The sequence below is a fragment of the Methanosarcina sp. WH1 genome (genome assembly GCF_000970005.1).
Classification (GTDB): Archaea; Halobacteriota; Methanosarcinia; order Methanosarcinales; family Methanosarcinaceae; genus Methanosarcina.
The window spans coordinates 683,058-697,732 of sequence record NZ_CP009504.1; the positions used below are offsets into that span (position 1 = coordinate 683,058).

At 40.1% G+C, this 14,675-nt stretch carries 12 protein-coding genes and 2 tRNA genes; 11 read left to right on the plus strand and 3 right to left on the minus strand.

What is annotated here, in order from left to right; translation table 11 throughout:
• Positions 1–89: 89 nt before the first annotated feature.
• A complete protein-coding gene (locus MSWH1_RS03060) occupies positions 90–1,511 on the minus strand; it encodes a hypothetical protein (RefSeq protein WP_197074610.1) in 1,422 nt (473 codons plus the stop codon).
• 1,250 nt (positions 1,512–2,761) lie between these two features.
• Here MSWH1_RS03060 and MSWH1_RS03065 point away from each other — a divergent pair.
• From MSWH1_RS03065 to MSWH1_RS03080, 4 genes are all read left to right on the plus strand, one after another.
• Positions 2,762–3,730, plus strand: a complete 969-nt coding sequence (locus MSWH1_RS03065; RefSeq protein ID WP_048125990.1) for an ADP-ribosylglycohydrolase family protein — start codon at positions 2,762–2,764, stop codon at positions 3,728–3,730.
• 48 nt (positions 3,731–3,778) lie between these two features.
• A complete protein-coding gene (locus MSWH1_RS03070) occupies positions 3,779–4,216 on the plus strand; it encodes a DUF123 domain-containing protein (protein ID WP_048125992.1) in 438 nt (145 codons plus the stop codon).
• Between the two features lie 132 nt (positions 4,217–4,348).
• Positions 4,349–5,878, plus strand: a complete 1,530-nt coding sequence (locus MSWH1_RS03075; RefSeq protein ID WP_048125994.1) for an MBL fold metallo-hydrolase — start codon at positions 4,349–4,351, stop codon at positions 5,876–5,878.
• Positions 5,879–6,040: 162 nt separating this feature from the next.
• Positions 6,041–6,574, plus strand: coding sequence for a phosphatase PAP2 family protein (locus MSWH1_RS03080; RefSeq protein ID WP_197074611.1), 534 nt, complete (start codon positions 6,041–6,043; stop codon positions 6,572–6,574).
• A 36-nt stretch (positions 6,575–6,610) separates the two neighbouring features.
• Here the strand turns inward: MSWH1_RS03080 and MSWH1_RS03085 are convergent.
• A tRNA-Leu gene (locus tag MSWH1_RS03085) sits at positions 6,611–6,695 on the minus strand.
• Between the two features lie 73 nt (positions 6,696–6,768).
• A tRNA-Gly gene (locus MSWH1_RS03090) sits at positions 6,769–6,840 on the minus strand.
• A gap of 1,481 nt (positions 6,841–8,321) precedes the next feature.
• On the opposite strand from MSWH1_RS03090, the gene MSWH1_RS20705 reads away from it, so the two are divergent.
• From MSWH1_RS20705 to MSWH1_RS03120, 7 genes are all read left to right on the plus strand, one after another.
• A complete protein-coding gene (locus tag MSWH1_RS20705) occupies positions 8,322–8,426 on the plus strand; it encodes a CcmD family protein (protein WP_082088018.1) in 105 nt (34 codons plus the stop codon).
• 25 nt (positions 8,427–8,451) lie between these two features.
• A complete protein-coding gene (locus tag MSWH1_RS03095) occupies positions 8,452–8,832 on the plus strand; it encodes a cytochrome c maturation protein CcmE (protein ID WP_048125998.1) in 381 nt (126 codons plus the stop codon).
• The gene (locus MSWH1_RS03100) at positions 8,808–9,695 is read left to right on the plus strand and encodes a geranylfarnesyl diphosphate synthase (RefSeq protein WP_048126000.1); all 888 of its coding nucleotides are present in this window, start codon (positions 8,808–8,810) and stop codon (positions 9,693–9,695) included. The genes MSWH1_RS03095 and MSWH1_RS03100 overlap by 25 nt, the downstream gene beginning before the upstream one ends.
• A 138-nt stretch (positions 9,696–9,833) precedes the next feature.
• A complete protein-coding gene (locus MSWH1_RS03105; protein WP_048126003.1) occupies positions 9,834–11,015 on the plus strand; it encodes a radical SAM protein in 1,182 nt (393 codons plus the stop codon).
• A gap of 1,102 nt (positions 11,016–12,117) precedes the next feature.
• The gene (gene ahaH / locus MSWH1_RS03110) at positions 12,118–12,447 is read left to right on the plus strand and encodes an ATP synthase archaeal subunit H (RefSeq protein WP_048126006.1); all 330 of its coding nucleotides are present in this window, start codon (positions 12,118–12,120) and stop codon (positions 12,445–12,447) included.
• Positions 12,440–14,389, plus strand: a complete 1,950-nt coding sequence (locus tag MSWH1_RS03115; RefSeq protein WP_197074015.1) for a V-type ATP synthase subunit I — start codon at positions 12,440–12,442, stop codon at positions 14,387–14,389. The genes ahaH and MSWH1_RS03115 overlap by 8 nt, the downstream gene beginning before the upstream one ends.
• A gap of 4 nt (positions 14,390–14,393) precedes the next feature.
• A complete protein-coding gene (locus tag MSWH1_RS03120) occupies positions 14,394–14,642 on the plus strand; it encodes an ATP synthase (protein WP_048126011.1) in 249 nt (82 codons plus the stop codon).
• Positions 14,643–14,675 lie beyond the last annotated feature (33 nt).

Sequence of the window (14,675 nt, forward strand, 5' to 3'; positions counted from 1 at the left end):
TGCAGAGCAGGCAACTGCGTAAGTTCTATTAACAACATTGTACTGATACAATGTGTTTTTGTGTGTTTTTTAGTTTTTAGTTTCACTTATTATACGGTGTCCTCTTCATCGTTTGCTTCATCGTTTGCTTCATTGTTTGCTTCATCGTTTGCTTCATCGTTTTCTTCATCGTTTTCTTCATCGTCCCCCTCATCGTTTTCTTCATCGTTTTCTTCATCGTCCTCTTCATCGTTCGCTTCATTTATGGTTATATTCTTGGTTATGGTACTTCCTGCATTGTCCCCATTATTTTCGACGCTTCCTGAATCCTTCCCATTATAATTTTTGGAGCCTGCATTGTCCCCATTATTTTCGGTGCTTGCTGCATCCTTTCCATTGTTATAGGTGCTTCCTGCACAATCCCCATTATTTATGGTGTTTCCTGAATCCACCCCATAATTTCTGGAGCCTGCACATGCCCCATTATTTCCGGTGCTTCCAGCTGCCACACCATTATTTATGGTGTTTCCTGCTACTCCCCCATCATTTATGGTGTTTCCTGAAGCCACATCATAATATCTGGAGCCGGAGCCATCTCCACAATTAATGGTACCGCCTGCTACTTCTCCATAATTATCGGTGTTTCCTGTACATTCTCCATAATTATAGGTGTTTCCTGCATCTTCCCCATAATTTCTGGAGCCGGAATCAACCCCGTTATTAACGTAGCCGCCTGCAGAATCCCCATAATTATAACTGCTTGCTGCATCCTTTCCATTATTTATGAAGTTTCCTGCACCTTCTCCAATGTAATTTTTGGTACCTGATCCATCCCCATTATTAATGTAGCCATATGCTACATCCCCAATATTATGGTAGGATCCTGCATCATCCCCATTATTAATGGTTGCTCCTGCTTCCGTCCCATTGTAATATCTGGAGCCTGTAGCCTCCGCATTATTTTGGGTGCTTCCTGCATACTCCCCATTATTTTGGGTGTTTCCTGCACACTCCCCATTATTTATGGTGTATCCTGCCTCTTCCCCATAAACTCTGGAGCCTGCGTACGTCCCATAATTAAAGATTGCTCCTGCGTATAGCCCATTATTAATGGTTGCTCCGGCGTACGTCCCATTATTTTGGGTGTTTCCTGCACCAGTTCCATTGTACGCTTTACTCCCTGCATAATCTCCACTATTTACGGTACTTCCCGGTTCAGCACTCGCTGCTGCAGTACTCCTCTGATCAGGGTTGAACTCCGATAATTGACGGCTAACTTTAGGAGCATCTGCGGTGTTTGCTGCATCCGGTTCAACTGTTGTGAGATTGTTAACTATGAGGGTGTTAATTGAGACATTGACAAATGTGACATTATTAAATACGACATTGTTAAATTCTACATTTTCAAATGAAACAGTGTCAAACGTGTCTTCTGAGATCGTCACATCGTTATATGCAATTTTGTTGTCCTCTGGATCTCCTGTATCGTCCTCTGCTGCTGCTACATTTGTCAATAATATTAAGGTTACCATGAAAAGATAACCTGTCTTTTTTAGGATGTCAAATCCTGTTTTTCCATTTGTTCTAATACCCCACTTCCCCATTTGTTCTCATTCCTCACTTTTGTTAACTAAACACAATGCTTAAACGCTGTGTTTTGCTATTGACATGCTTACCTACTTTCAAAGAAACGTTTTTTAGATATTATCATAAGGTGCGAAAATAAATAGGTATGTATGGTATACATTAATATTAATACAGTTTTAATTATTTTAATATTGTTCTATTTATATATGTATACAGTTATATTTCCTGGTTTCTCCAAAATAAGGTATAAATAAAGGATTTAAATTGCTTATTTTTTCTGATAAGCGCATATATTATCTTATTAAGGTAAAAATAGATGTCAATAATTACATATCTAGTTAATAACTCTTATATGTCCTTAAAAACAATAATAAAGTTAAATAATTGCTTAATGTCTGCCAAATTATATTTATTTGTAACTATGGCATCCAGTATTATTATTAGTTATATTTAATTAAACGTCCAAAATAAGGATAAAATATCTTTTAAATATCAAATTAATAATTTTTACCCATTTTAAGGACAAATAATTCCATCAAAAAGTATATTTTTATTGGAAGACAGCTGAAACCACACTTAATTTCCTATATACGGCTCAATAACTCTTAAAAAATGAATTATTTTTTGGAGATCCAATCTAAATAACTATAACTTAATAATTTTTGAACTTATATATTTGAGGATCAAAATCAAACATTTGCAAATCTGTCACAAATATTATGAATTAGATAGTTAGAAGTCTTATGCTACTTTTTTTTCAATTCAACTGCGCAGGTTGTCCACTACTTAATGGTTGAGATGTACTCATGGTTGAAGGGTATGATAAGTTCATACGGTTTACTCTTGAATCAAAGAAGGTCAAGTTTGAGAGTAACATGATATCGGGATTAAGGTATGTGGAGTTGCAAAGGCACTATGATAATCCTGCCCTGTATACCTAGAACAAAAACAAGATCATTCTGCTGAATTCTGTATCTAACAAACCGAAATCAATTAAAGCATTTTAAGCTAAACACAGCCTCCTTGTAAAAGTCCTGGCAATCATGGAAATGTACTCATAGAGCTTCAGGATTTGGGATTTTTACCTCAAACTATTAGCAACAATTTGATATAATTCAAAAACTCAAACCTATCTGAGTAAGCTTAATTATACATGAATAGTCACATTTCTCTCTTGAGTTATGGAATTGAAATCATGAGTACAGATAACACACAAGCGACTCCATATCTTGAAAGCAAGCTTCGTAGCTTTCTTTTCGGCACCGCATGCGGAGATGCTCTTGGCCGTCCCGTAGAACATCTGAACCTTGAGCAAATAGAAGAGAAATATGGAGAAGATGGAATCCTTGAACTCTCTCCAGAGTCTTCCTGGACGGATGATACCCAGTTGATGCTTGTACTTGCCCGAGGGCTCCTGCATGGGGCAGAACTTGAACTTCCAGGGCTTATGGACAAAATCGCAGAGGAACTTGTCCTCTGGCTGGATGAGCCTGACCTTGGAGCCGGAGCAACAACCAGAAGTGCAGCCCTTAATCTCAGAGATGGAATTCACTGGAGCAGGGCAGGAATAAACTCAAAAACATGCGGAAGCCTCATGCGGGTTGGAATCCTTGGTTTCATTTTCCGGAATGACCCCGAAAAACTGATAAAAGCAGCTTCAGTTTCCGGTAGAATTACCCACTCTAATCCTACTGCAGATGCTGCATCCATTGCGGGAGCATATGCTGTAAAACTGGCTCTTGATGGGGTAACCCCCGAAGATATGTTTTTACCTCTTCTCAAGGCAACGGAAGGGATTTCTGAGGAGTTTACGGAATCTCTGAAAAGATCTTATGAACTGGCTCATAGTAATTTGAGTGATGAAGAGGCTCTCCAGAAAATAGGGCAGGGCTGGTATGCCGATGAAACTTTTGCCCTTGCTTATTTCTGCATTCTACGGTACCCTGATGATTACAAAAAAGCCATTCAAACTGCGGTGAACATAACCGGAGATTCAGATTCAGTGGGCAGCGTCGCAGGCGGGATACTCGGGGCAAGGCTTGGGATTGAAGCAGTACCTGTCTCCTGGGTTGAAGCCCTGAAGGAAAAAGATAAATTGGAGGAAATGGTTGTGCCTCTGCTTGAGAAGTACCTTCAGGTTTCTGAAAATAAATTGAGGTCTTAAAAACCGAAGTCGCTAAGAAATCGAGTTATTAATAATCGGAGTCTGAAAATGGATTTTTCCGAAAAAGGGGTTTACTGCCTGGTGTTTGAGAACAGGGATTGCATAATTGAAGTAGGGAAAAAGGGCACGTTTTCGTTTCCTGCAGGTTTTCATATCTACGTAGGTTCGGCCCTCGGACCCGGAGGCATGAAGAGACTAAAAAGACATATTGACCTTTCTTCAAAAGGGGATAAGAATCCCAGATGGCACGTAGATTATCTCCATCTGAACTCTTCGTTTAGATTGTCCCAGGCAGTTTGTGCCGGCACTTCTGCCCGGCTTGAGTGTGAAATTGCCTGCAGGCTTGGGGGGGATTCAGCTCCGGGATTTGGGTGTACGGACTGTGCCTGTAGATCCCATCTCTTTTACAGGAAAGAGAACCCTCTTTTTGAGATCAAAGGAGTTTTTGAGGCGCTTGGACTCCGGGCTGTTGTGCTTGAGTGCTAAATTATTATTATATGCTGAATTATTATTTTCTTTTAATTCTCCATTTTCTCATAAACAGGAAAGTTTAAAGTAAGGCAGGATTTAATCTAAATTAACCAGAAAAACGGTTTTTACCTGATCAGGGGATGTTTCATGGAACAATTCTCTTTTATCGCTTGCATGCCTGACAAGCCCGGAGCCCTGCACAGTGCAGCCGAGATTATCACGCGGCATGAAGGAAACATCAACCGGATACAGTATGACCGGAGGATCGACAGGAACACTGTCTTTTTTGAGGTAGCGGCTGCTTCACAGGCTTACCAAAAAATCCTTGAGGAGCTGGAAAAAATAGGTTACCTCCAGACTTCCCTGCAGCCTGTAGCTTTTCTTAAATTCAATGTCTATCTCCCAAACTGCCCAGGAGCATTATTTGATCTCCTGAACTATATCACTTCTTCAGGGGCAAATATCACTTTCCTTGATTTTGATGACAGGGGGCAGCATCCTGAAAGGCTAGTCGTGAGCCTTAACATTGAAAATGCCGGCCTTATAGATGCTCTCCTGAACCAGCTCAAATCAAAGTACAGGCTTGAGATTGTTGAATATGACACAACAGGGGAAAAGCTTGATGATACGGTTTTTTATCTGAGGCTTGCCCAGAAACTGAGGAACTATCTCGGAAATGCAGAAGATGCCTTTTTAATGAAATTTTTGCACGACATCAACCATATCGCCCAGGAACTCTCAAACCTGCGAAAAGACCCTGTTGAGGTCTTTGAGAACATCCTCAAAGTCGGAGAAACCCTTAACCGGACTTCAGGAGAAGGCTTTTATGCCGATGTGCAGAGGATCAGGGTAAAGGACGGCATTGAACTTTTCTGTTTCCAGCTTCCTTGTGGAGGAAATATCTATCTTTTCGATACTCCTGAAGAAAGGGTTATGATTGATACGGGCTATGGGATATACCAGCCGGATGTCGTGAATATGCTCCAGCACTACAGGCTTGGAGACCTGAGCCTGCTTAAAAGAATCTATATTACTCATGCAGATGCTGACCACTGCGGGGCTGCAGGCTATTTTTCCGCTCCTTCTTACCTCAATAACGAAACCTTGAAAATTACGCGGGAAACCAGCAGGGCTTATGGGTCCAGCAATCAGGGTTGTATTCTGGAAGAGGTTTATACAAAAATGATTAATCTCTTTTCAAGGTTCACTCCTCCTTCAAATGTGATCCTTTTCCCTGAAATCCCGATTCAGGCTGAAGAAGTCGAGAAAAGGGGAGCTTTTCCTCTTATTGCTCGCTTCAGGATAGGAGGTCTGGAGTTTGAAGCCCTTCAGGGTCTTGGAGGGCACATGCATGGGGAAATCTTCTACCTGTGCCCTGAAGAAGGGCTTGTTTTCCCTCAAGATTCAGTGATTAATTTCAGGAGCTTGAGCCCGGAAAGGGCTGAATACAATTTCCTGGCTGATTATCTCATGACATCGGTAAATGTAGACAGCAACCTTGCAAGAGAGGAACGAAATGCCCTCATGTCCCTGATACTGGAACTTGATAACAAACTCTCCAAGAAAGGCAAAAAATGCTTAATCTGTTGTGGACACGGTTCGGTGTCCAAACTCGAAGGTGGAAAGCTTGTCAAGCATTCCGGTTCAGAGAGATACCTTGCAAGGAGATCTCCGTAAGAGAAAAGCATATGCAAAAAATGGGCGCTTTAAAAAATAGATAGTTTGAAATCCGAAAATAGACAAATTAAATTAAGATAACAGATTTTAGTCCTGGTATTCTACAAAGTTAAGAAGTGATCCCGCTTGTCAATGTTTTCTCAGTTTGATTATTATGTTCTGATGTTTCTGAACTCCTTTTCCTTTCTCGACCCTTTCATGTTATTTGTAAGCCTTAAATTTGATTACTTTCTTTTCCTGATCATTGCTGTACTCTATTATTACAGAGGAAGGGAGCAAACAATTCTCTTCCTTGTCTTACTCGTATCGGCCTGGTCTCTAGCCCTGGCTCTCAAGCCTATTTTTGAAGTCCCGAGACCTGAAGACGTCCGTTTTGTAACCTGCACCACAGGATACTCTATGCCGAGTGGGCATTCGCTTATGTCCTTTGCTCTGGCTACTTTTTTGCACTCAAGAGCAGGAAAATTTAAACTTTTAGTCTGGATATTTGCTATTACTGTAAGTTTGAGCCGGATATTTATCGGAGTCCACTACCCCTCGGATGTGATTGTGGGCGCGCTCATAGGCTGCATAGTCGGATTTTTCTGGCTTTATGTTGAAAAGGCGCTGGTAAAGTACGGACTTTACGGAAACTCTCTGGAATCCCGGCAGGAAGGTAAAGAAGAAGTTTTTGATCAAACTCTTCAGCGGCCCTGATATTATCTGAGGGGTCAAAAAAGCCTGTAAAACAAATGCGAGGGGTGCGATTCGAACGCACGAATTCCTGCGAAAATGGGTCCTAAGCCCATCGCCTTTGACCTAGCTGGGCAACCCTCGCACTACGTTGTCTTTGTATCGTGATAAATAAAATAAGAGAAAAAATTATTTAAAACTATTTAAAAAGGTTTAAATGCGCCGACCGGGATTCGAACCCGGGTTTTGGGCTTGGAAGGCCCAAGTCATAGCCACTAGACCATCAACGCAAACTGCAACACATCTAGAGGTATTTGTTAAATATAACGTTTTCGCTCGACATTATATATTTTTTTATTCACTCCAGCAATATTGTGGTATATCTCCTTTTTTTCCTTACTCTATTCTCTCCGATTTTTATAGGAAGAAGCGTAAAACTCACGAAATCTTAATTTCATGGGATACAAGCGTCAATTTTCATAGATTTTTAAATTGTTGATTCTGCTAAACTATTTTTCGTATTAAGTTAATTTAATAGTAGATACTGTCACCACAACCCAAAATGCGAAAACCAAACTGGGGGAGTTGGATAACAGGGTATCGTATACCTGAAGGGATCGGGAACATTAAGTTGGAGAAAACCGGAAGCTCTAAGCATCTCAAGTACTCTCACGATCATATATTCATTTCACCTGTGGTATGCGGGGCAGGACCTGTATGACTTGTCCTCAGTAGAGGGAAGGATGAATCCGGAAACCGCTAAATCTTTAGTTTAGCGTAGTTCACATGGTCAATATCTCCTAAAATGGCTTTCTGGATTTCTCCCTTGTTGCATGCAGGGTTGTGGCTGGGCTACCACCGGTAAGAAAAAACTCCTTACTATGCTTGACCCCGAGAACCATCTTTCAATACAAAAATTATAATGTGCCTCCAAAATTCCATCTGGCGACCTGCCCCCTGAAGAAACAAAATAGGCATGTAAATAAATGAGGACTACCTGATTATTCGAAGGGGAAAAAAGACTGTATAATTATTTGGGGTGGAATTGTTTGGGGTGGTATAGTAATAAAAGGCATCCAGATGATGTAGTAATAAAAGGCATCCAAAAGGCATCCAGATGATGTCTGAAAATGTGCCATTGCAAATAGTAGTCAAATATCTTCGGGAAAAAGGCAAATAAGTAACTCAGGTTACTGAATTGTTCCGGTTATAATTTCGAGTTTGCAAATTCGGATAATAGCATTAAATAGTGTGAAGGCACCAGTTGAATTTTTACAGTTTTTATATATTCCAGTTCTATATATATTTCTATTTTATTGTTAACCCTGCTCGCTTGAGAAATGGGTTTATTACATGAATATTTTAGAGTAAATATCACCAGATAAAGCTTTAACAATCTTATTTTTTTATTATTGTTACAAGTAAATATTCTGGCTGAATTCATCGATTTTTGCTACTTTTTGAAAGAAAGCCACTTTATATCCAGTATTTCCTTTGTAAAAATTTTAATTAAATAATATTCAAATGATTATATAATACTGTAAAAATAATATTGGGCTCTTTAGATAAGAATAATTATTTTTATTTTTACAGTGGATAATAAAAATATAATTTTTCCTGTTTTTTCCCTCTGGAATCTTATTTCTCTGATAAGAGATATATACTCTTATATAGGGCTAGACATAAGTTTTCAAAAACAGTTTTCTTCCTTTATACTGCCCTGGCTTCAAAACCGGGCTGAAGAAACTGATAGTGCAAAGACGTGATATAAATGGAACCCTTTATTCTGGCGTTTGCAATCAGCTGGATACTCATATTTGCATACCTCCTGTCATTACTTAAGACGTATGCAGAGTCCAACAAAAGGTTAATGTAATGATCGAGTTATACGGGGTTTTAGAATGAACAAAAGAAAAAAATCATTGCTTGCAGTTGCTTTTATTGCTGGTGTGTTTCTTATAGGGTTATATGGAGTCGACTCTTCTGAAGGATATCTTGCAGTATCTGAGCTTCTTTCGAACCCTCAGGGCTATGCCGGGCAGAGTATAAATGCAATGGGAATTGTAGAGGACGGAAGCCTTGAAAAGGTTCCTGGCATGACATCATTTGAACTGAAAGACGAAAATGATGAAAACCTTAAGATACATGTGAATTATGTAGGAGATCTCCCTTCCAATCTTGCCGAAGGAAAACAGGTGACAATTAGCGGAACAATGATTTCCGAATCTACGTTTGAGGCAAATAAGATAGTTACCGGATGCCCGTCAAAGTATACGGAGTAATATTGATGAATATTGAAGAATGGGAAGAATACAGATATGTAGAAGCCGGGATTGAGGACTCAATTGCCCGAATAGAGAACTCCGGCTTAAAAAAAATGGTTGAGCATGTCTGTCATTCCGGAGGAAAACGAATTCGACCAATTATCCTTCTTCTGGCCAGCGAGATCTGTTCAGATTCATATTCCCGGAGCCTTAATGCAGCCCTTGCCGTTGAAATGATGCATTCGGCTTCCTTAATTCATGATGACCTGCTGGATCAGGGGCTTATCCGGAGGAATCTGCCCTCTGCCCCGGAAAAATTCGGGCCTTCCAGATCACTGCTCTGTGGTGATTATCTCATTGCAAAATCAATTGCGTTCATTTCCCCTTATGGTGAAAAGGTAATTCGAGATTTTGGAAAGGCGGGAATGGATATGGCGGAAGGAGAGGTCCTTGACCTGAGGCTTGATGACGATAACTTCGGAGAAAGCGATTATTTAAAATGTATTTATAAGAAGACTGCTTCTCTATTCGCAATCAGTGCATCCATTGGAGCATATACCGGAGGAGCTGATGAGGCACTTGCGGAGCGTTTTAGCTTCTTTGGGAATTCCCTGGGAACTGCATACCAGATTGTTGATGACATTCTTGAATTTCTAGAAGTAGTCGAGGGCAAGGAATCAAAATTTACATCTGAAACCCTGCCGCACATCTACATGAGGAACATGTCAAAGGAAGAGGCCTTAGAGAAGTCTATAGATTCCGTAAGGCTGCACGTTAGTGCCGCAAAAGAAACCCTTGAAACATTTAGAGTATGTCCGGCAAGGGATAAGCTTTTCCAGATAACTGATTATATAACCGTAGACATGCTTCAAAATATCTGATTTAGCTCTACTCATCCTGAAAAATGAATTGACTCTGTCGAATTTCTGTGTATAGAATGCCAATAATGATGCAATTTAGTTTCTTACTTAAACCCCAAAAGTTTTCAGCTTTTGATATTAACTTTATCAGGTGTATCCATGCGAGTATATGATAGTCCGGTGATTAAGGTAAATGCCAGTACAGAAAATGAAAAGCTGGTGCTTGATGCAGAAGGTCCTCTTTCCCAGCTTGCAAAACCCTTTCTGAAACGTATAAACAACATCTTTGCGGAAGAAAAACCTATTTCAATAAACGAAGACGAGATTATTTTCTCCACATGGATTCCTCCCATTCCCGGCCCTGTTTTCAGCCGAGTCATAAGTGCTGAAATTGCAGCCATAATGAAGAAACGTGTTCCGGATCAATTTTCAATAGGGATTACCGCCCGCTGTCCAAATCGGTGTATTCACTGCGGAGCAGCTGACATAAAACCTGAAAGAGAACTGACCCTTGATGAGATATGTAACGCTATAGAGCAGAGCCTTGACCTTGGAGCCTATCTGGTTTCCTTTGACGGCGGAGAGACGATGCTCAGGGATGATCTCGTTGAGATGGTCTCCAGGGTAGACAAGACAAAGGCAATTGCCACATGTTTTACTTCAGGCTTCAAGCTCTCTGAAGAAAGGGCAAAGGCACTTAAGGCTGCAGGACTGTATGCTTCAAGGATCAGCTTTGATAGCCCATTTGAAGCTGAGCACGACCGCTTCAGAGGACGGAGCGGTGCATACCGGGATGCAATTGATGGAGTCAAAAATGCAAGTGCTGCAGGAATCCTTACTGATATGTTTGTCGTTGTTTCTCCGCATAATATCGATGATCTGGAGGATTTCTATTCCCTTGCAGCCGATCTGGAAATGAAGGAGATGTCTATTTACGAGATCATTGCAGTGGGGCGCTGGCTTGAACATGAGGATGAGGTAATAAGTGAGAAGGACGTATCAAGGCTTCAGACTTTCCAGAAAGCCATGAACAGCAAACCCGAGGGGCCGAGAGTTACAGCTTTCCCTTATTTTATGGGTCCTGAACTTTTCGGATGTTTTGCCGGCAGGCGCTGGATGCATGTTGCTTCAGACGGGGAGGTAATGCCCTGTGCATATACCCCACTATCTTTTGGCAATATATGTGAAGAGCCTCTGGAATCCATCTGGAAACGCATGGGCAAGCATAATGCCTACAAGAAAGATGATGCCTCCTATTGCATGATGCGAAACCCTGAATTCAGGAAGGAGTATATACATACTATCCCCAAAGGGGCCAGAATTCCTTACAGGTTTAAATAATTCCTTTTTAATACCTTTTAAGAAGGAAATTTTGCTTATTTCTGGCTTTTCGGCCTCCTTCAAGCCTCTTTCTTTTTATAAATTTTTTTACATTACTTCTTTTTTTTTCTCTTTCTCTTTTCTGCTATTTTCTGGATATTTTTCTATATTTTAAGCCGTGAATAAAATTTTTTAATTATTATTTTTTACACTTTCTTTAAAAAATTTTTATTGTGTTCGTGGCTTTATTTTGAATATTTCGATGGAACCTTCCTTGTTTATTATCGACTAAGTGTCTGCAACGAAATAACCTATGCAAATGATTATTTATTGTAACTTCAATTGGTGACTTTGATATTGAAAATTAAAAAGTCAAATAGGAAATCTACATAGGTTGTTCTGTGACGGCTACTAAGCTCAGTAATTATCTTTTCGGGAGTTTTGTTCACAGACTCGGAATTAAATGCATCTATTTAAAAAAGACTGGGCTGTTTTCTAAAGTAATCTTCTATTTTTTTGAAACAAGAGGCTAGTGTCGTTTGAAAATACATTGTATTTTTTTAAAAATTGTTATATCCCTTACTTTGAATACATTCTTTTTTTTATTTTTTAAACTCGCTTTAAATATCTTCTCTCTATTAGACAATGCTGTGCGTGTTTTAAGGATAGATACCTGTATATAGATACCTGATATAACTTGTTTTACAAAGTCTTAACTCAAAGTTGTTAATTCACATTTATTTTAAAATTACCTTGAAATCGCCTATCAGAACATTAATTCAAAAAAGTTCTTTTCATGGCTTTGCTCTTCTTTTTTACAGGCAAGATTTAACATTTTTTACCAATCAATTATATTCGACTGTTTATATTTAATTATTTTTTACTGTTCTATTTAATCTTTTGGATTTAAACCACATATTTTGCTATTTATATTTCTAAATTTCTTAAAAATTTCCGGTGAATTCGATATCTAATGAATATTCATTATAATTACTCTATCCCTCTCCGATAAAACCGAAGCTGTTATATAGTTCTTTCGCGAAGGATTTGTTAACTAGCTCCATTGGAGTAGGGATTTTTAATTATTAATTTATATATTAAATTTTGAGAGACGGAGATTCACATGGCTAAAAATGAAATCTTATCCGAAATAAAAAAAGCGGAAGAGAGCGCTAAATCAATGGTTGACAACGCTATTGATTCCAAAAACAAGCGTATCTCCGATGCTCGGGCCGAAGCCAGGGAAATCCTGAGGCAGGCCGAAATCGATGCACATAAAGCTGCACAAGACTCTTTTAAAGTAGGTGAAGAAAAGATCCTGGAGGAAAGAGATAAGATCGTCAACGATGGTGAAAAAAACGCATTAGCCATGTCCCAAAAAGCTCAAGCTAATTTAGACAAATCCGTCAATTACCTTGTACAGGAGTTTGAGAGGGCGGTCCTTAATGAGTAGACCTAAATCGATGACAAAGGCCGTTATTGTCGGGCATAAAAGCATTCTAAGTAGCACCATCGATTCATTGCATGAAACTAATCTCTTTCATATTGAAGATTTTGTTGAGGACGAGTCTGGTTTTAAGATCAGCAAGCCATTGAAAAACGCCGAAGAAGTCTCGAAAAAGCTTGTGAAGATCCGATCTATCGCCAATTATTTGGGGATTGTAAAAAAAGAACCGGTAGTTCAGAAAACTGACGCTGTTCTGCGCGACCTTAATTCAAAACTGGATGAATTGGACAGGACAATTGCAACTAAAACGGAATCAATTGCTCAGCTTGATAATGAGTTGAAAGATCTGGATTCCCAGAAGAAGGAGATCTTGCCTTTTCTGTCCATCAATCTCGACTTTGAGTATTACCGTGGCTACGATAGCCTTAAGGTTTTCGCGGGTACTGTAAAAGGAAGCCTGGATGACAGTCAGATTTCAAGCATCACCAAAGCTTATGAGCTGTACTTTGATTCCCAATCAAAATCAGTTGTACTGTTTGTAGCCAAGAATGATGCCGACAGAGTCTACGAATTACTTCAGGGTCTTGGATTCAGAGATCTCAGAGTTCCAGAAAGAGGTGGTGTCCCAAGCGATCTGTTAAGATTTATCGAACAGAAAGAAGTCGAAGTCACCAAGAAGATCGAGTCTTTAAAGGCTGATATCGAATCCTTGAAAGTCAAGTATTCTGATTTCATTCTTTCCAGTGACGAGGTCTTGACCATCGAGAGTCAGAAGGCAGAATTGCCTCTAAGGATAGCTACATCTGCAAACGCATTCATAATCGAAGGTTGGACTCCAACTGAGGATTATGACAAAGTTGTCAGTGCAGTCAACAGTGCCACTAATGGCAAGGCATATGTCACAAGCCTCGAAATTACTGAAGAGGAAGAAGAGCATATCCCTGTTGAGTACAACAACTCCAATATTGCAGCACCGATGCAGCAGATCATGGATCTGTACTCCAGACCCAAGTATACTGAACTTGATCCATCCTCAGTGATTTTATTCACTTTCCCACTAATGTATGGGCTGATTCTCGGAGACATCGGATATGCACTGATACTGGGAGTACTGGCACTGGCGATTCGAAAAGCAGTAAAGTCAGATGCTGTGAAGCCTCTCATGGATATTCTTATTTATTGTCAGATCTCAACATTTATATTTGGAATTCTTTATGGTGAGTTCTTAGGATTTTCGTTAGCGAGTCTTCATACCGAACATGGTTCAGTTCCGGGCCTGATTCCAGGTTGGGAAACTATTGTTCTGTTTGAAGGGCTCGGTGGTGAGGAATTTATGTTCCCGATCCACAGGACTCACATGGTAATGACTATGATTGGAGTAACTGTCGTAATAGGATTGCTTCAACTCAATCTCGGGTACCTGCTCGGATTTGCAAATATTTCCAGGCACCATGGGATAAAGCATGCGGTTCTTGAAAAAGGCAGTTGGCTTATTATACAGCTCGGTGCACTCGTTGCAGCTATCGGCTACCTTGGTGGTAATTCAGGACTGACTTACATCGGTGCTGGTATTCTTGTTCTCGGAATTGTGATGCTCACCATGGGTGAGGGTATCAAAGGTCCGATTGAATTGCCATCTCTTATGGGCAATGCATTGTCATATTCCCGTATTATCGCAGTCGGTCTGTCTTCGATTTACATCGCTTCAACGGTCAATGATATTGCTTTTGAAATGATCTGGGCGGATCACTCCAAGATCAATTTCTTAGCAGTAGCTGCAATAATCGTGTTTATACTCGGACATGGTCTTAACTCTGTCTTGAGTATCATCGCTCCCGGACTGCATGCACTCAGGTTGCAGTACGTAGAGTTCTTCGGAAAATTCTACGAAGGCGGGGGCAGAAAATACAACCCATTCGGATACATACGAAAATACACGGAGGAATAAAAACATGGTAGGAGAAGAATTAGTTAGTGGACCTTTCCTGGACGCAGACGGAATGAAAGCACTCGGTGCAGCACTCGCAATCACAGTAACTGGGCTTGCATCTGCATGGGCTGAAAAAGAAATCGGCACTGCAGCAATCGGCGCTATGGCAGAAAACGAAGGGTTATTTGGTAAGGGTCTTATCCTTACTGTCATTCCTGAAACCATCGTTATCTTCGGTCTTGTCGTTGCATTGCTTATCAATTCTGCTTAAATTTAAGAGCGTATTCCGCTCTTAAATTTCTCA